This is a genomic window from Pseudothermotoga sp. U03pept (genome assembly GCF_051235805.1).
GTDB lineage: Bacteria > Thermotogota > Thermotogae > Thermotogales > DSM-5069 > Pseudothermotoga_B.
In genome coordinates this window covers 810310-826255 of record NZ_JBPNXV010000001.1, presented here as the reverse complement: position 1 = coordinate 826255, position 15946 = coordinate 810310, and the positions used below count along the sequence as shown (strand labels likewise).

Here is a 15946-nt window from a genome sequence, read left to right as displayed (position 1 = left end):
GATGGAAAAATTCCTGGAAGCGGAAGAAGCAGCCTTTAAGTTGGTGGAGACCTTGAAGCAACTTCACAGTGAAGCAACTTCCTACCAAAAGGCAAGAGAAGAGCTCGAAGCAGTCCGAGAGCAATTAACAAAATTCATTGCTGTAGCGCAAGAAACTGCAAGTGGGAGCCATGATGTGATCAAAACCCTCAAAGAGATAGGAACTCCTGAGATCCTCAGCAAACTCTCACAGCTTCTGAATGAATCAGCACAGATTGGTGAAAAGTCAAATCGTATCCTCGATTCTATAACACTACTACAGAGTACACTTCAACAGATGCAAAACACTCTATTGAATGAATCAGCGCAGATCGGTGAAAAATCTAATCGTATCTTGGAATCCACAACATTACTGCACAGTACACTTCAAGAGATTCAAAATACTCTATCAAGGATCGAAAAGGAATCAAATCAGTTTTTCAACGAAATATCAAAAAAGATAGAAGGCAAATCAGCTCATCTTCAAACCAGTCTTTCAACGATGGAAAACAGAGTTTTTGAACAGTTTAAGAATCAATTACAATTTGCAAAGAAACTTAAGAATTTGATAATTACAACACTGACAGTTTCAATCACTTCGCTCGTCGTGGGAGTAATCTCTCTGATAATGAGATGATCTAACTGCGGGAATCGTTTTTTCATACTGGAGTTTTTAAAAGTACTATTTCAAAAATCCTGCCCAGCTGATCTTTTGTTTTTCAGCATTTTCCTACCAGTAGAGTAGCCGCTCAAGGTAGTAATTTATCTTCTCACGCGCAGATTTTTCAAAGTTCTCAATACTACATTTCAGCACCAAAGCAGTAAGTTCATAGAGCGTGTGTCTTGGCATGAACAGTGGCACCAGTATGTGCAGTTGCACGACACAGCAGACTGTGGTATCGGTCTTCAACGACCTGTCTTTCAAATGCATGAAGATTCAAAACAGCGCACTTGGCAATTAGCATCTTGACTTGTCCCTTAGCCCAAGCTTCGCACAACTCAAGACATTTTCCGCATCTACATTCGTTTGAATATCATGCTTCCAATTCACCCAACGGCACTTTTGTACAGTCTAAAGCCCAAATAACAACTGTCCTGTGTTCTTGAAGAGTTATCAGTTTTGCTAAGTCTTGCAAGCATAAACTATTGCGAGAAAGGAACATTTTGTTTTTCTTTTTCCATCTTCTTCATCTGCGAAGTTATTGATCACTCTTCTTGCCATCCCTCGTTCTGGTCAGAGGAGTTCTTTAGCTTTGTCTTTCTTCTTTCACGATCTTTCCATCTCTTATCGTTAAAACACGGTCAGCACGCTTTGCTATGCGCTCATCGTGGGTGACAACTACTAAAGTCGTTCTGTGCTCGAATCTCATTTCCTCGAGTACTTTTATGACCCCTTCCCCTGTCTCCGAGTCGAGATTTCCCGTAGGTTCATCTGCCCACACTATCTTTGGATTGTGCACTAAGGCTCTGGCTATGGCAACTCTTTGTTGTTCACCACCAGAAAGCTCAGATGGAAATCTGTGAAGTTTGTCTGCCAGACCAATTCTCTCAAGTATTCTCTTTGCTCTTTCAGTAGCCTCGCCATGATTGATTCTTAGAATCTTCAGCGGCAGCAAAACATTCTCCATCGCCGTCAACACTGGGATCAAATTGAAAAACTGAAAAACAAAGCCCATGTATCGTGCCCTAAATTGAGTTTTTTTCTCTTCGCTCAGTGAGTGAAAGACTAAGCCATCGAAAAAGATCTCTCCCCGTGATGGTGAATCGATACCAGAGAGACAGTTCAACAATGTGGTCTTTCCAGAACCAGATGGACCAAGTATTGCAATGAATTCACCGTCCTCTATCTTCAGAGTTACTCCTCTGAGTGCTTCGACTTGTTTTGCACCTGTACCGTAGATCTTCCAAAGGTCTTTGACCTCGATCATCTCAAACCTCCTTGTGCAAGAACGATTATTCTCATCACTCTTGAGTTCTCAGAGCCTCTGCGATGATCTTTCGCTTCAAGATGACAGGCAGAGCAATTACCACGATCACAACTGCGTAGACCGCAAAAACTAAACCAAGAAGTTGCCAGACTGGAAAGACAAATCTTCCCGAGCCAAAGAGCGTGAAGATCAATTCGATCACGTCCTTCGATGCCAGCGAACCTGCGAAGACACCGATCACTATGCCCAGCGATGCAACGATTATGTTCTCCAGTATAAAAGCGGCTCCGATCTCCCTGCTTGACATGCCTACAGCCGTTAACACCCCTGATAGATGTCTTCTGAGCACTATGCTTCGCACCGTGTGAAAGGCTATACCACTAAAACCGCTGATCAGACCAAAGTAGAGTAGCGTCACGGCAGTTTGTACCAGAAGATCTATGCCACCGAACAATCGATTGAGCTCTTCGGTAACGTAGAGTGGAAAGTCAAATCTCTTGCTGTAAAACTCTTTCACTTGCGCAACCTTATCCTTATCCACTCTCCCCAGCAGTACAGGCACCAACCTGACTCTCTTTGGCAGACTGTTGGTCGATGCCACATACTTAACTGGCACCATGAGCTGGCGCATGTCAAAGGAATCTATCACGGTGAAAACCATCGATTCAGAATCACCAAAACCAAAAAGTGATCTAACATTTCCTTCTATTTTTTGTGGTCGAGTGCGATCATTGAAGTAACCTAAGACTAATGCACCAGTGTCGAGTAGATCTTTTCTCCACTGGGTGTTTTTCTCTACAGGAACAAGTGCACTCTCTAAAAATGATGAGTCTGTAAAAGCAATGATATCATCGTTCATCTGCCCTACGTAGACTCTTGCAGGATCTTTCAAGCCCTCGGCTACTTCGATCTCACCTCTTGCAAAAATCAACTTCAAAGGGTTATAAACGACCATGAAATCATACCCAAAAAGCCCCGTTTGAAGTCTCTCTTTCACAAACCTTTGCATGTTGTACGGTATACACAGAACAAGAACCATCACGAAAAGCAATAGACTGAACATAGAACTGATCACCAGAGTATTTCTCCTGTGGCGTTCAACATAGGACACAGCGATGAAGGCAGAAACAGAAGACCTTGACAACGATTTTGAGAAGAGTTTTCTCAAAGGATTCAGAAGCGAGAAAAAGATCAACCAACCTGCTACGAAGAACACAGAAGCCCTCTGCAAGATATCCCACGCTGTCACAGTTTCATCGGGTTGAATGAATGAAACCACAAAGATCAAGAGGACACCAAATGCTAAGCTCAGATGTATTGAAGGCAAGATCAACAGAATACCAAAGACCGCAAGCAAAAGCAGAGCCAACCAGAATCTTGAGTATAAAAAGATCAGAATCACAGCAACGCCGAGCACTAAGATGCCCATGTAACGTCTTATGCCGAAAGCAGAGTTGCTCTCTTGTTCAATTCTGAGTAATTGCGCAGGTGGTTTATGTGTCGAGCTCCAAATCCTCCACATCAAGATCGTCAAGGGGACTGCCAGACCACCGAGCACACCCAACATCAATGTCAATGGTGAGATCTGCAGAGACAATTGAGGCACGATGAAAGAACTTCCTTGGCTCAAAGCAATAGAAATTTTCAGCAATCTCTTGAGCAAAAAGCCACCCACGAATAATCCAAAGATTCCACCAATGAGATTGGCAGCGATCAAATAGAAAAGACCTTCGATCAAGAGTGTCGCAAAAATATCTGTGGCTTTAAATCCAATCGTTCTCAATGTAATAGTAGTCGTTTTTCTCTCATCTAAAAAACTCTGAGTGAAGATGTAAACCAATATCAGAGCCGCGATCAACGAAAAGCCACTGAAAGAGATCGTCAAGTAACCCAATGCCTTGTTTGCCGGCGAATTTAGAAGACGGGCTTTCATTGCAACAGCGTTGAGTTTGAGTTCTCTTTGAAGTTGCGTTGTGATCTCTTCATGTTTTTCAAAACTGCCAGCCAGGTGTAGATATACTCTTGTTGGAAAGCCAAAAGGTGGCTGTAAATCGCTCAAGTTAACAAAGATCGCCCCGCTGTACTGCAGATGATCGCCGCGGAAATTCAGAAAACCATCTTCGCCAATCTGTGAAACGAGAAGTTCTACGGTTTCTTTTGCTGTGTTGATGACGACCTTCTCACTTTCTTTTATCTTCAAAACTTGTGCGAGATCCTTTGAGATGATCACACCCTTCTCAGGTAGATGAAGCCCTGAACCGACAAACTCGCTCAGGTCTTGAGCAATAACACCAACGGCAAGACAGTCGATCATTCTGCCATCGTACTCAAGGCGCACCATCGTCTCAAAGACAGGAAGGACCGAAAAGATTTCTTCACGTTCTCTGAGTGAAGACACAGCCTGCTGGTCTACTGGTAATCTGAAAAAGATATTGCTTCTTGGATTCTCAACATATGCGTCTGCTACACCAAAGTTTTTGTCAAGGCTTCTCTTCAGCCAATTTGAGATCGTATCGTTGAGTGAAAGACCTCCAACAAGAAGCATCGATGGAACGCTCAAACCGATTATCAAAGCGAAGATGGATCTAAAATGCATCAGAAAGTTTCTGAAAGATATCTTCAAGATCGTTCTAAACACTTCAAAGACCACCTCAACATTCCAGTCTTCATTTTACACCTGGTTGAAGAGCGAAAAGACCTCGGTTGTATGCTTCTTGCAAGGGTGAGCTACACGCACGGAGGTGAAAGAATTCTTCGGTATTTCACTCACACCAAAGAGTGAAAGAAAGGCTCTCTTGAGAGAGAATATTCGAGCCGGATAAATTCTGAAAAGCTTTCCTACAGTGAGTTTACAGGATTTAGAAGCAGTTGAATGAAAGCGTGAGGATTTACGCTGTCTCTCGAATTTCTGGTTTTTTCAAAGCTGCTCTTGACTTTTTCGGAGTTTTGTTATATATATTAAAGTAGCATATATATGGAGGTGTATGATGAAGGGTTTTCAACACGGAAGATTCAGAGGTGCAGGAGCGAACTTTTGGATAACAACCTTTGTACTGTGCATCCTTTCCAAGAAAGAAACACACGGCTATGAGCTTTTTGAAATGCTGGCAGAGCATTTTCCCAATCTTTGCCCATGCAGAGGACCATCGTGGATGGGTGCTGGTTACAGAATCTTGAGAGAGCTTGAGCTTCAAGGGCTGATAACCTCCCGCTGGGAGACCGGTGAAGGTCCTGCGAAAAGAACCTATTCGCTAACACCAAAAGGGAAGGTCTTGAAAGAGCAGTTGCTCGATCAGATGAAAGATTTGCGGAATCAAATAAACAGATTTCTTCAACTTGTTGAGGGAGAGGAGGTGTGAAGGATGAGATACTTACCTGGATGGCATCTCCGCAGAGGTGGCTTAGGTGGTTTTGGTTGGAGAGGAGCTTGTTGCCCTCGACACCTTGCAAGGGATTACTGGGCTTGCTATCCTTCTCGTGTACCAACAAAGGAGGAAGAAAAACAATTCTTAGAATTCTTGAAAAAAGATTTGGAAGAAGAACTTCAAGAGATCAACAAACGCCTTGAGGAAGTGAAGTAGAATTTATAAGAAGGAGAGAAGAAAATGAAGATCGCAATAGCGTCAGACGATGGAGTAACAATTTCAAGTCACTTTGGAAGGACCAAGGGTTTTGTGATAGCAGAGATTGAAAACAAACAGCTGAAAGACAAAAAGTACCTTCCAAACACCTTCACAGGTCATGCCATGGGGCTTCATCACGACGAACAAAGACACGGTCATGGCAATCACGCAGGCATCATTTCGGCTCTCTCAGATTGCGTAGCAGTTATCTCACACGGTATGGGAAAAAGACTCTATGATGATCTCACTCAGGCAGGTAAAGAGGTGTATGTAACAGACGAAGTAGAAGTCGACAAAGCGATCGAACAATATTTGAATGGAAGGTTGAAGAATGTCTCAGAGTTGCTGCACTGAACTCACCGTGCTCTGCAACGATGAACTTGAAAGACCACTCTTTGCAGAGCACGGTTTCTCGCTCCTCATTGAAAAACCAGGTGAGCCCGCAACACTCTTTGACACAGCAAGCACCGATCTCTTCATAAAGAACGCAAAGCTTTTGGGCAAAGATCTTTCAAAGGTTGAAAACGTAGTCATAAGCCACGGGCATTACGATCATGCAGGTGGTTTGAAGCACCTTTCAGCCTTTGCCAAGAACTTCAAAGTCTTTGTCAGAGAAGAGATATTTCTGCCCAAGTACAGTGATGAAAGGTTTGCTGGTGTAGAGTGGTCGACTGTCAGAGATCTCTTTGATTTTGTCACAGTAACTGAAAGAGTAGTGCAGATATCCAGTTCTGTCTATCTATTTGGACCGGTAGAGATGAAAAATGATTTTGAAGAACCAGACTCACATTTCTACATCCTCAAGGATGGCAGAAAAGTCAGAGACTTTTTTGATGAAGAGCTCAATTTGGTCATAGACGAAGAAGATGGAATAATTCTGATAACAGGTTGTGCACATAGAGGCATCGTCAATATAGTCGAAGAAGCCTTGCAAATCTTTGACAAAAAGATCAAGCTCTTGCTTGGAGGTTTTCACCTTTACAAGGCTCCGCCAGAGAAGATAGAAAAAGTCGTAGAAAAGCTCAGCAGTTACAAGATAGATAGAATTTTGCCTTATCACTGCACAGGTCAATTAGCAAGCGAAAGGATTTCAGCCCTGAACAGATAAAAGCAGACCTTTCGCGAATCACAGTTAGTTGACCAAATGCTATTCGGTTCATTTGATGCTGTACTTCTTACTATCAAGACCATCGCAAAAGCCATAACCTAAAGTCACACACATAGTATGCCAAGAGTTGACTTGCTCATCGGTTGAGGTATAATAAATTCAAAGTCTAGATCTCTGAGCTTTCACTTTCAATCGAAGATGTAAGTTCTTAGAAACTATGATGTCTAAAAGGGTGAGTGTATTGTTCACAGTAGAGATGATCATTATAATTCTGCAAAACCATCATAGTTACAGAGGTCCCACGGTTTCTCCACCGTGAGTTTGTTCATGCCAAAACCGTAGGGGCCACGTTAGAGATAACGTGGCTCTTTTTTTTTTAGGAGGTGGTCGTCTTTGAACTTTGAAAAGGTTGTCTCCTTCTACCATAAGGCTTTGAAACATGGGTACAGTCCATTCTTTAGCCCTGCTCTTGAAAAAGTGCAAGCAGTTCAAGATGAATCGAAGTTTTTGCTCGACAGGCGTGGCAATCTCTATTCAGTTCGTGATGATTTCACAAAATCTGTCTTAAATCACCTAAAGAGATATTCACCTGACCTACCAATCAAGGTTTGGTATGCTGATTTCGTTTACAGATACTCCGACGGTGACTTAGTAGCCGAGTATCAAATTGGTTTGGAGAAAATTCCGAGGCAAAAGATTGCCGATACCCTACAGATAGTGGATATCATATTAGAAAGCACTTCAGAGTCATTCACAGGCCCTCTCATCGTGGAGATAGGACACACCAATCTATATGAAGATTTGCTCAAAAAGATACCAAAGTCTCTCCAAGAAAGGGTTTTGAATATAATAGACACAAAAAACCTTGCAGAGATGGACTTTCTGTCCAAGATGGAGCAGATAGATCTTTCGCAAGCTGAAAGAATAATCGAAGCAAGTATCTACCGACGAGCTTTGAAAGACCTCCAAGAGATGGAGATCCCTTTCTCTGTTAAAACTGAACTCCTCACGGTTGCGACTCACATCGAGAAAAACTTTCAGCAAATCACAGTCGAAATAGATTTGGCTTTGGCAAGAACAATTGAAGAATACAGTGGGATCATCTTTACCGTCTACGATATACCTTCTTCCAAGATCGTGGCTGCAGGAGGAGAATACCTGGTCAGCGGCGAAAAAGGAGTGGGGGCTTGCATATATTTGGAGGGAAGACCATGTTGAGGATCGTTGTACCAAAAGGGAGACTCGAGGAAAAGCTGACTGAGTTTTTGCAGAGAGCAGGTTATTTTCTTCAAGGAGATTCTTCTATTCTGAAACAAAGTAAGGATTTAAGATGTTTCATGACCAGACCATTTGATGTTCCAACCTATCTGGTTCAAGGCGCGGCAGACATAGGTTTTTGCGGTACTGACGTTCTTCTCGAAAGAGAGATAAATCTCATTCAACCCTTTTTTATTCCCACCAGCTCGAGCAAGATGGTACTCGCAGGACCAATAGGTAAGGATCTTCCGAGAGGCGAAAAGAGTATCGCAACTAAGTTCCCTAACATCACCCGAAGATACTGCGAATCAAAAGGCTGGCACTACAGAATCATTTCACTCAAAGGTTCTGTAGAACTTGCGCCTATTGCTGGGCTATCGGATCTCATCGTTGACATAACCGAAACGGGAAGAACTTTGAGGGAGAACAATTTGCAAGTACTCGATGAGATCTTGACGATAAGAATACACACCGTTGTCAACACGGTAAGCTATAGGACCAAGAGAGGAGAAGTTATAGACTTTCTCGAAAGACTTAGGAAGGTGGTGGAGGATGCTGAAGCTCAAAAACCCGAACGACGATGAACTTCTAAGTCTTCTCGAAAAAAGGCGCCAATCCTTTTCTCAGCTCGAATCTATTGTTGAGGAAGTGGTTGAAAGAATCAGAGTCGAAAAAGATAAGGCACTGAATGAATTCATTAAAAGGTATGAAAAGTATCAACTGGAGACGAATAACTTACGCGTCACAGAGGCAGAGATGAAAGGAGCTGTTGTAGAAGAAGACTTTCTCAGAACGGTGAACGAAGTCATAGAAGATCTGAAAGAGTTTCACCTCAGACAGAGAGAAAACTCTTTTTTCTTTACAACAAACAATGGAAGTTTTCTCGGTGAGATGGTAGTTCCTCTCGAAAGTGTTGGAATATACGTTCCGGGAGGAAAGGCGCCTTATTTTTCGACACTCATGATGTGTGCAGTACCCGCCATCATCGCCGGTGTAGAGAGAATAGTCGTTGCAACACCACCAGACAAAGATGGAAAGATATCACCTTACATTTTGAAGGTTTGTCAAAGACTTGGCTTAAAAGAAATCTACAAAATGGGTGGAGCACATGCAATTGCCGCACTCGCTTATGGCACAGAGACTGTGAAGCCCGTTGTCAAGATAGTGGGACCTGGTGGAATCTTTGTTTCTCTTGCCAAGAAGAAGGTCTACGGTGATGTTGGAATCGATTCATTCGCAGGTCCAAGCGAAATTGCCATAGTTGCCGATAAAACAGCACCTTCAGAATATGTAGCAGCTGATTTTCTTTCTCAAGCCGAGCACGATGCCTATGCAATGAGTGTTGTAGTAACTACCTCAGAAGAACTCTTTGAGAGATTACCAAAACTCATAGAGACACAAATTCACAATCTACCAGAAGAGAGCAAGAAAACGGCTCAGCTTTCTGTAAAGAACTTTGGAACCATCGTATTGGTCAGCGATCTAAAAAGAGCTTTTGAGATATCGAATATCATAGCTCCAGAGCACTTAGAGATAATCGTGGAAAGTCCTTTTGAAACCCTTGGTTATATAAAGAACGCTGGCTCTGTCTTTCTTGGAAAGTACACATGTGAATCGATAGGTGACTACGGCATAGGTCCAAACCATGTTCTTCCGACGTTGAGAGCAAGTAGGTTCTCTTCAGGTTTGAGAGTGTCTGATTTCACCAAGAAGGTCTTTGTCACTCAGATGTCAAAAGAAGATTTCGAAAAAAGAAGCACTCGTTACTCAAAGATGGCAAGGTGGGAAGGCTTTGAAGCACATGCACGTGCAATAGATGTGAGGAGGGAAACTACATGAATCCGATCGATCTTGTCACTAAGAGAGTATCTCCGTATGCAGCAGAAAAAAGAAGCACGACGTACCTTGCATTGAATGAAAACCCATTCCCCTTTCCAGAAGAGCTCTTGCAAGAAGCCCTGAAAAGAATGCAGATCGATAATTTGAGAATTTATTATGACTCGCCGAGTGAAGAACTCGTTGAAGCAATACTCCAGTACGTCGGTGCTGATTTTATAACAGAGCGAAATGTCTCGATTGGAAATGGGGCAGACGAGATCATATACGTTATGATGACGATCTTTGACCGTGTATTTTTCTTTCCTCCCACATACAGTTGCTACAAAATTTTCGCACAGGCACTCAACGTGAAATATATAGAACTTCCCCTTGAAGAAGATCTTCACATACCAGAGGTTGACCTCAAGGAAGGTGACTTGGTCTTTATACCAAATCCGAACAATCCAACAGGACACCTCTTTGAAAGAGAGGAGATCGAATACATACTGAAGAAAGGTGCATTTCTCGCTTTAGATGAAGCTTATTATGAGTTCTCTAAAGTCACATACTTAGAGTTGTTGAAGAAATACGACAATATAGCAATTTTGAGAACTTTCTCAAAAGCATTCTCTCTTGCAGCACAGAGGATAGGATACATCATTTCATCTGAAAAGTTCATCGACACCTACAACAGGGTAAGACTTCCATATAACGTAAGCTATCTCTCCCAGCTTCTTGCTAAGACTGCGTTAGACCACGTGAAAATCTTTCAAGAAAGAACAGAGTTCATCGTCCAAGAAAGGGAGAGAATGAAAGACTCTCTCAAAGCAATGGGCTACTCTCTGACAGATTCTTTCGCCAATTTTGTATTTGTTTTCATCGAAAAGAAGAAAAGAGACAGATTGATAAAGGATCTTTCAAAAAAGGGAATTACGATTCGCTCTTTCGATGAAGGTGTGAGAATCAGTGTCGGAACCGAGGAACAGAACAACATGATACTGAAAGAACTGGAGGTGTTCAGATGAAAACAGAGAGGATCGAAGATGGTGTATCAGGCGAGAGAATCACGAAAGAAGTCGAGATTTCTATAGTGCTTTATCCAGTTTCTGGTAGGCTCGAGGGAACCACCAAGATAGCCTTCTTTGATCACCTATTGAACAGTTTTTGCCATTATTCGGGGTTGAGCGTGAAGATAAACGGTTGTGAAAGCAAAGACAAAATAGTGCACCACTTGGTAGAAGATTTCGGCATTCTGCTTGGGCAAGCTTTCAGGAGTCTCTTTGACTACACAAAAGTCCACAGGTTTGGAGAAGCCACAGTTCCCATGAACGAAGCATTGGTCGGGACTTACATTGATCTTTCCGGAAGACCGTTTTTTCAAAAGAACTTCGAGTTTTTTTCAGACAAAATAGAAGACATGCCTTCAGAGACCTTTGAAGAGTTCATGCTTGGCTTCGTGAACCACGCAAGAATAACCGTCCACATCTTTAAATTCTCTGGCAAGAATGACCACCACATCTGTGAAGCCGCAATGAAATCATTTGGGTTGGCGGTTGCACGAGCCATAAAGAGTGGTGAAACTATGACTACGAAGGGGATGATAGATTGAGAATAGGAATTCTTTCGGTTGGACCAGGGAATATCATGAACCTGTACCGTGGAATAAAGACAGCACTGCAGGGTTATGAAAAACTATCAGTTGAACTTGTCGATAAGACCAGCGAAATATACGATCTTTTGTTCATACCTGGTGTGGGGCACTTCGGTGAAGGAATGAAAAGACTGAGAGAAAACAAATTAACCGGTTTCATAAACAAGCACGTGGAAGATAACAGATTTGTTGTGGGAATCTGTTTGGGAATGCAACTGCTTTTTGAGCAAAGTGAAGAGGCTCCCAAGGTGGAGGGCTTGTCACTGATAGAAGGCTGTACCGTGAAGCTGAAGAGCCGAAGGGTTCCTCACATGGGATGGAACGAAGTGATTTTCAAAGAAGCTTTTCCAAGTGGATACTATTACTTTGTCCATTCCTACAGGGTTTTGTGCGATGAAAAATACATCATCGGTACCACAGACTATGACGGTGAAAGATTCCCAGCCTCTGTCAGAAAAGGTAATGTGCTTGGATTTCAGTTTCATCCCGAGAAGAGTTCGAAGACAGGCAAAAGGCTCATTCAGAAGGTGGTAGAATGCACGTTATACCAGCGATAGATTTGTACAAAGGCAGAGTAGTCAGAATGATAAATGGTGTGAAAGAAAAGACCATAATCTATGAAAAAAACGTTCTTGACCTTGTGAAAGAACTTCTTGACAACAGCTTCACACTGATCCATTTGATAGATCTATCAAAGGCAATAGAAGAAAGAAGGGATAATTTAGAGATTCTCAGAGAGCTTTCTTCGTATGCAGATTTCTTTCAAATTGGTGGCGGTATAAGAACGATTGAGTATGCAAGAGAGCTCTTTGAGATGGGCTTCACAAGACAGATCATTAGCTCAAAGGTGATACAAGAGCCAACCTTTCTGTTGAAGTTGCAAGAACTTGGTATTCATCCAATCTTCAGCCTTGATACAAGGAACAACAGCGTATTGTACAAAGGATGGTTAAGCGAAAAGAGCGCTGAGATTCTGCCGTTGGTTGAGGAACTGAAAAAATATGGAGTTGCTGAGATTATTCACACCGAAGTGGAAAAAGATGGCACGCTTCAAGAACACGACTTTTTGTTGGATGAAGCACTTGTCACTGAAACAGGTCTTCAGGTTATAGCCGCAGGTGGAATCTCTTCTGAAAGATCTTTGAGAAGGGCTCAAGGACTTTACATCAAGACAGCAGGTCGCTTTAAGGGCGTGATCGTGGGACGCGCCTTCTTGGAAGGAGTTCTCAGTATCGAGGTGATGAAAAGCTATGCTCACTAAGAGAATAATAGCTTGTTTGGATGTGGAAAACGGGCGTGTAGTGAAGGGGACAAACTTTGAAAATCTTCAAGACAGTGGAGATCCTGTAGAACTTGGAAAACTTTACAGTGAAATTGGCATCGACGAGCTTGTCTTTCTTGACATCACTGCATCGATTGAAAAACGAAGAACAGTTGTCGATTTGGTTGAAAGAGTTGCAGAACAGATAGATATCCCATTCACAGTTGGCGGAGGAATTCACGATTTTGAGACAGCTTCACAGCTCATTCTCTGTGGAGCAGACAAAATCAGCTTGAACACGGCGGCAGTTGAACAACCAAGACTGATCACTAAGCTTTCACAAACCTTTGGAAGCCAAGCTGTTGTTGTTGCGATAGATTCAAAGAGAGTGGATGGGAAGTTCTTTGTTTTCACCCATTCAGGAAAGAATAACACAGGCGTACTCTTGCAAGATTGGGTGCGTGAAGTTGAAAAACTTGGAGCAGGCGAGATTTTGCTCACAAGTATCGATAGAGATGGCACAAAGGCAGGTTATGACACAGAGATGATATCTTTTGTAAGAGATCTCACTAACCTTCCAATAATAGCTTCTGGCGGCGCAGGAAAGATTGAAGACTTTCTAATTGTTTTTCGGGCAGGTGCAGATGCTGCTCTGGCAGCGTCTGTATTTCACTTCAGAGAGATCGATCTGAGGGAGCTGAAGAATTTTTTGAAGGCTCAGGGAGTCAGCGTAAGAATGGAGGGACTGTGATGGAACTCTATCCAGTGGTGGTTCAAGAATGGACGACTGCAGAAGTATTAATGCTCGCCTATGCGAACCAAGAGGCTTTGCGGCTCACCAAAGAAACTGGTTATGCGCACTTCTTCTCGCGAGAAAGGCAGAAGATATGGAAAAAGGGTGAAAGCTCTGGAAATGAAATGAAGGTACTTGAGATAAGAAAGGATTGTGATGAAGATGCATATCTTTACATAGTAGACTTTCCAGAAGAAAAAGTTGCCTGTCACACTGGAAGAAGAAGTTGTTTCTTCAAAACCGAGTACAGCTGTGAAGGAAGATCGTCGACCAATCTTTGGCTGGAGCTTTACAGATTGGTGAAACAAAGAAAAGAACAGATGCCCGAGGGATCTTACACAGCAAAGCTCCTCAGGGAAGGCAGGCAAAAGATTGCGAAGAAATTAGGTGAAGAATCAACTGAGGTGATCATCGGCTATCTTCAAGACAACAGAGAAAATCTCATTTGGGAGATAGCTGATCTTCTGTATCACTTAACAGTGTTGATGGTGGAGGCTGAAATTACCATTCAAGACGTAATGAAGGAACTTGAAAGAAGAAAAAAGTGACCTATGCAAGTGGCGAGTTTCTCAGCAAGAAATTAAGCAAAGCACCCCCTTAGTGTGGTCTGTTCTAAGGGGGTGCTTTTTCAACCTTTTAGTTGACAGTGCGAAACTTTAACTTCAACGCTCATTCTTTCAAGATTTGCTCAAGAGCGCTTTTGCTTCTTCCAACGATGGTATTTTGCCAGAAAAGACTATCTTTCCGTTGATTGCCACTGCGGGTGTTGCCATGACTCCGCGGTTGACAATCTCGTTGATGTCTTCAACCTTCTCAACTACCGCATCGATTCCAAGTTCTTTGACTGCCATTTCCATAACCTTCGTGGTCTGTTTACACCTTGCGCAACCACTCCCAAGCACTTCGATCTTCTTCGTCACGTTCTTACCTCCTCTTCAGGCTATTGCGCCATAAATCATGCCAAAGATAGTTGAAAAAATTACTACAAGTGAGAAATATGTGAATGCCTTTTTCTTACCCAGCAGTTTTGTTATGACTATCATACTCGGTAGGCTCAGCGTGTTTCCAGCCATGAGCAGAGCCAGTGTCGGTCCCTTTGCCATGCCCAGGTTGATCAGAGCTTGCACTATCGGTACCTCGGTGAGCGTTGCAAAGTACATCAAAGAACCAAAGACAGAACCTATCAATGTGGAGATCAAGTTGTTCTTCCCAAGTAATGCAACCACAGCATTTTGTGGTAAAGCCTTTGTAATGACTCCTGCAAGAAAGACTCCCACAAAAAGATAAGGCAGAATCTTCTTTGCAAAGTCCCAAGTCTCCATCAGCCAAACCTTCGTCTCGTCCTTAGAAAAGCCAAAAACAGCCATACCTGCCACAGAAAGACCAATAACACCAAGCGAAAGATTTTTTACAGGCTGAGCAAGTCTCAAACCACTCACGATCAAAAACAAAAGCTGTATCGCAAAAAAGATCGCACCCTTGAAACCATCTTTCGTTTCTGTTTGAGCTACAAGAGAATCTCTTGACCTTTCTCTCTGTCCGTACAACAATTCCATAACAACTCCCACAACGATAGCAGCTGTTATCGTTGCTATGAGCCTTGCCAAACCAAGTTCCCAGCCAAGCACTCGTGCAGTCAGAAAGATTGCCGCTACATTTATTGCAGGACCAGCGAACAAGAAAGTTGTGGCAGGACCAATTCCTGCTCCCTTCTTATAGATACCACCAAAGATTGGCAGAATGGTGCATGAACAAACAGCCAGTATTCCTCCAGACACGGCTGCAACAGGATAAGAAACGATCTTCTTTGCTGTGGGTCCAAGTAACTTCAACACTGCTTCCTTTTTAAGCATCACGGTGATCGTTCCGGCTATGAAAAAGGCTGGTACAAGACACAACAAAACGTGCTCTCTTGCATACTCTTGAAGCAGATAAAAACCGTTGAGAATACTTTGATCTACCATTGAAGAACCAAACGGTATGAAATAGAAGATCAAGAAAACCAGCGCTATCAACAAGAGTTCTCTCATCTTCGATCTCCTTTCAGTTTATCTTGCAAGCCTTCAGTGGCTTGGAGTATTCTTTTCGTGCATTCTGTAAGATCGATTCCAAGAACGGGTATTCCTGTAATGATCGTTTCTTGACTGAATAATATACAAAGGCTCCTTCTTTCCTGACATCAACGAGTTTGAATTGCCTGAGTATATTCAGATGCTGAGAGATATTCGGCTGCGATGTACCAACAGTCGCATATATTTGACATACACATAATTCACCTTCAAGCAGAAGTGAAAGAATCTGCAGTCGAGTTGGGTTTGAAAGAATTCTGAGCAACTCGTGAACCTTCATACAGCCACCTCGTATATAAGCGTTCACTTATATAATAGATAAGGCTCATTAACTCTGTGTGATGCTATCTTTTCCCATAAATACTTGTCAGTGAAGAAATAGTAAAGACGAGTGAAGATTCTTCGTTAGTGGTTGATTAT

Annotated in this window: 19 protein-coding genes and 1 pseudogene; 14 read left to right on the top strand and 6 right to left on the bottom strand. The window is 42.6% G+C overall.

What is annotated here, in order from left to right; all coding sequences use genetic code 11:
- The first annotated feature begins 1 nt into the window (after position 1).
- Complete coding sequence (locus ACSFC1_RS04105; protein ID WP_435564852.1) at positions 2-655, top strand: hypothetical protein; 654 nt, start codon at positions 2-4, stop codon at positions 653-655.
- A 190-nt stretch (positions 656-845) separates the two neighbouring features.
- Here ACSFC1_RS04105 and ACSFC1_RS04100 read toward each other — a convergent pair.
- The 3 genes and pseudogenes from ACSFC1_RS04100 to ACSFC1_RS04090 form a co-directional block, all read right to left on the bottom strand.
- Positions 846-1037: pseudogene (locus ACSFC1_RS04100) on the bottom strand (putative immunity protein); the annotation flags it as partial.
- Between the two features lie 228 nt (positions 1038-1265).
- Positions 1266-1946, bottom strand: coding sequence for an ABC transporter ATP-binding protein (locus ACSFC1_RS04095; RefSeq protein WP_435564851.1), 681 nt, complete (start codon positions 1944-1946; stop codon positions 1266-1268).
- A gap of 34 nt (positions 1947-1980) precedes the next feature.
- Positions 1981-4584 (bottom strand): FtsX-like permease family protein, encoded by a 2604-nt coding sequence (locus ACSFC1_RS04090; protein WP_435564850.1) that lies wholly within the window; start codon positions 4582-4584, stop codon positions 1981-1983.
- A 349-nt stretch (positions 4585-4933) separates the two neighbouring features.
- Between ACSFC1_RS04090 and ACSFC1_RS04085 the strand changes: the two genes are divergently transcribed.
- From ACSFC1_RS04085 to hisIE, 13 genes are all read left to right on the top strand, one after another.
- The gene (locus ACSFC1_RS04085; RefSeq protein WP_435564849.1) at positions 4934-5305 is read left to right on the top strand and encodes a PadR family transcriptional regulator; all 372 of its coding nucleotides are present in this window, start codon (positions 4934-4936) and stop codon (positions 5303-5305) included.
- A gap of 3 nt (positions 5306-5308) precedes the next feature.
- Complete coding sequence (locus ACSFC1_RS04080) at positions 5309-5527, top strand: DUF5320 domain-containing protein (RefSeq protein WP_435564848.1); 219 nt, start codon at positions 5309-5311, stop codon at positions 5525-5527.
- A gap of 24 nt (positions 5528-5551) precedes the next feature.
- Positions 5552-5923 (top strand): NifB/NifX family molybdenum-iron cluster-binding protein, encoded by a 372-nt coding sequence (locus ACSFC1_RS04075; protein WP_435564847.1) that lies wholly within the window; start codon positions 5552-5554, stop codon positions 5921-5923.
- A complete protein-coding gene (locus tag ACSFC1_RS04070; protein WP_435564846.1) occupies positions 5901-6677 on the top strand; it encodes an MBL fold metallo-hydrolase in 777 nt (258 codons plus the stop codon). The genes ACSFC1_RS04075 and ACSFC1_RS04070 overlap by 23 nt, the downstream gene beginning before the upstream one ends.
- Before the next feature lie 393 nt (positions 6678-7070).
- On the top strand, positions 7071-7895 hold the full coding sequence (locus tag ACSFC1_RS04065) for an ATP phosphoribosyltransferase regulatory subunit (protein ID WP_435564845.1): 825 nt from the start codon (positions 7071-7073) through the stop codon (positions 7893-7895).
- Entirely contained in the window at positions 7889-8518 is a 630-nt protein-coding gene (hisG, locus tag ACSFC1_RS04060; protein WP_435564844.1) for an ATP phosphoribosyltransferase, read from the top strand. Before ACSFC1_RS04065 ends, hisG begins: the two co-directional genes overlap by 7 nt.
- The gene (hisD, locus tag ACSFC1_RS04055; protein ID WP_435564843.1) at positions 8487-9773 is read left to right on the top strand and encodes a histidinol dehydrogenase; all 1287 of its coding nucleotides are present in this window, start codon (positions 8487-8489) and stop codon (positions 9771-9773) included. Before hisG ends, hisD begins: the two co-directional genes overlap by 32 nt.
- Positions 9770-10777 carry a histidinol-phosphate transaminase gene (hisC, locus tag ACSFC1_RS04050; RefSeq protein ID WP_435564842.1) on the top strand — a complete coding sequence of 336 codons (1008 nt, stop codon included), beginning with the start codon at positions 9770-9772 and terminating at the stop codon, positions 10775-10777. Before hisD ends, hisC begins: the two co-directional genes overlap by 4 nt.
- Complete coding sequence (gene hisB / locus ACSFC1_RS04045) at positions 10774-11361, top strand: imidazoleglycerol-phosphate dehydratase (RefSeq protein WP_435564841.1); 588 nt, start codon at positions 10774-10776, stop codon at positions 11359-11361. The genes hisC and hisB overlap by 4 nt, the downstream gene beginning before the upstream one ends.
- Positions 11358-11960 carry an imidazole glycerol phosphate synthase subunit HisH gene (gene hisH, locus ACSFC1_RS04040; RefSeq protein WP_435564840.1) on the top strand — a complete coding sequence of 201 codons (603 nt, stop codon included), beginning with the start codon at positions 11358-11360 and terminating at the stop codon, positions 11958-11960. Before hisB ends, hisH begins: the two co-directional genes overlap by 4 nt.
- Positions 11939-12664: a 1-(5-phosphoribosyl)-5-((5-phosphoribosylamino)methylideneamino)imidazole-4-carboxamide isomerase gene (hisA, locus tag ACSFC1_RS04035; protein WP_435564839.1), complete on the top strand. Its 726-nt coding sequence runs from the start codon at positions 11939-11941 to the stop codon at positions 12662-12664. Before hisH ends, hisA begins: the two co-directional genes overlap by 22 nt.
- On the top strand, positions 12654-13415 hold the full coding sequence (gene hisF / locus ACSFC1_RS04030) for an imidazole glycerol phosphate synthase subunit HisF (protein WP_435564838.1): 762 nt from the start codon (positions 12654-12656) through the stop codon (positions 13413-13415). Before hisA ends, hisF begins: the two co-directional genes overlap by 11 nt.
- Entirely contained in the window at positions 13415-14005 is a 591-nt protein-coding gene (gene hisIE, locus ACSFC1_RS04025; RefSeq protein WP_435564837.1) for a bifunctional phosphoribosyl-AMP cyclohydrolase/phosphoribosyl-ATP diphosphatase HisIE, read from the top strand. The genes hisF and hisIE overlap by 1 nt, the downstream gene beginning before the upstream one ends.
- Before the next feature lie 129 nt (positions 14006-14134).
- Here the strand turns inward: hisIE and ACSFC1_RS04020 are convergent, their stop codons facing one another.
- Genes ACSFC1_RS04020 through ACSFC1_RS04010 form a run of 3 tightly spaced genes read right to left on the bottom strand, consistent with a single transcriptional unit; the run spans position 14135 to position 15806 of the window.
- Positions 14135-14377, bottom strand: coding sequence for a thioredoxin family protein (locus ACSFC1_RS04020; RefSeq protein WP_435564836.1), 243 nt, complete (start codon positions 14375-14377; stop codon positions 14135-14137).
- Between the two features lie 15 nt (positions 14378-14392).
- Positions 14393-15487 (bottom strand): permease, encoded by a 1095-nt coding sequence (locus ACSFC1_RS04015; protein WP_435564835.1) that lies wholly within the window; start codon positions 15485-15487, stop codon positions 14393-14395.
- Positions 15488-15500: 13 nt separating this feature from the next.
- Positions 15501-15806 carry an ArsR/SmtB family transcription factor gene (locus ACSFC1_RS04010; RefSeq protein WP_435564834.1) on the bottom strand — a complete coding sequence of 102 codons (306 nt, stop codon included), beginning with the start codon at positions 15804-15806 and terminating at the stop codon, positions 15501-15503.
- Positions 15807-15946: the final 140 nt, after the last annotated feature.

Coding starts and splice junctions, on each gene's coding strand:
- ACSFC1_RS04105 (WP_435564852.1), top strand. CDS start 2: ATGGAAAAATTCCTGGAAGCGGAAGAAGCAGCCTTTAAGTTGGTGGAG.
- ACSFC1_RS04095 (WP_435564851.1), bottom strand. CDS start 1,946: ATGATCGAGGTCAAAGACCTTTGGAAGATCTACGGTACAGGTGCAAAA.
- ACSFC1_RS04085 (WP_435564849.1), top strand. CDS start 4,934: ATGAAGGGTTTTCAACACGGAAGATTCAGAGGTGCAGGAGCGAACTTT.
- ACSFC1_RS04080 (WP_435564848.1), top strand. CDS start 5,309: ATGAGATACTTACCTGGATGGCATCTCCGCAGAGGTGGCTTAGGTGGT.
- ACSFC1_RS04075 (WP_435564847.1), top strand. CDS start 5,552: ATGAAGATCGCAATAGCGTCAGACGATGGAGTAACAATTTCAAGTCAC.
- ACSFC1_RS04070 (WP_435564846.1), top strand. CDS start 5,901: ATGTCTCAGAGTTGCTGCACTGAACTCACCGTGCTCTGCAACGATGAA.
- hisG (WP_435564844.1), top strand. CDS start 7,889: ATGTTGAGGATCGTTGTACCAAAAGGGAGACTCGAGGAAAAGCTGACT.
- hisD (WP_435564843.1), top strand. CDS start 8,487: ATGCTGAAGCTCAAAAACCCGAACGACGATGAACTTCTAAGTCTTCTC.
- hisC (WP_435564842.1), top strand. CDS start 9,770: ATGAATCCGATCGATCTTGTCACTAAGAGAGTATCTCCGTATGCAGCA.
- hisB (WP_435564841.1), top strand. CDS start 10,774: ATGAAAACAGAGAGGATCGAAGATGGTGTATCAGGCGAGAGAATCACG.
- hisA (WP_435564839.1), top strand. CDS start 11,939: ATGCACGTTATACCAGCGATAGATTTGTACAAAGGCAGAGTAGTCAGA.
- hisF (WP_435564838.1), top strand. CDS start 12,654: ATGCTCACTAAGAGAATAATAGCTTGTTTGGATGTGGAAAACGGGCGT.
- hisIE (WP_435564837.1), top strand. CDS start 13,415: ATGGAACTCTATCCAGTGGTGGTTCAAGAATGGACGACTGCAGAAGTA.
- ACSFC1_RS04015 (WP_435564835.1), bottom strand. CDS start 15,487: ATGAGAGAACTCTTGTTGATAGCGCTGGTTTTCTTGATCTTCTATTTC.
- ACSFC1_RS04010 (WP_435564834.1), bottom strand. CDS start 15,806: ATGAAGGTTCACGAGTTGCTCAGAATTCTTTCAAACCCAACTCGACTG.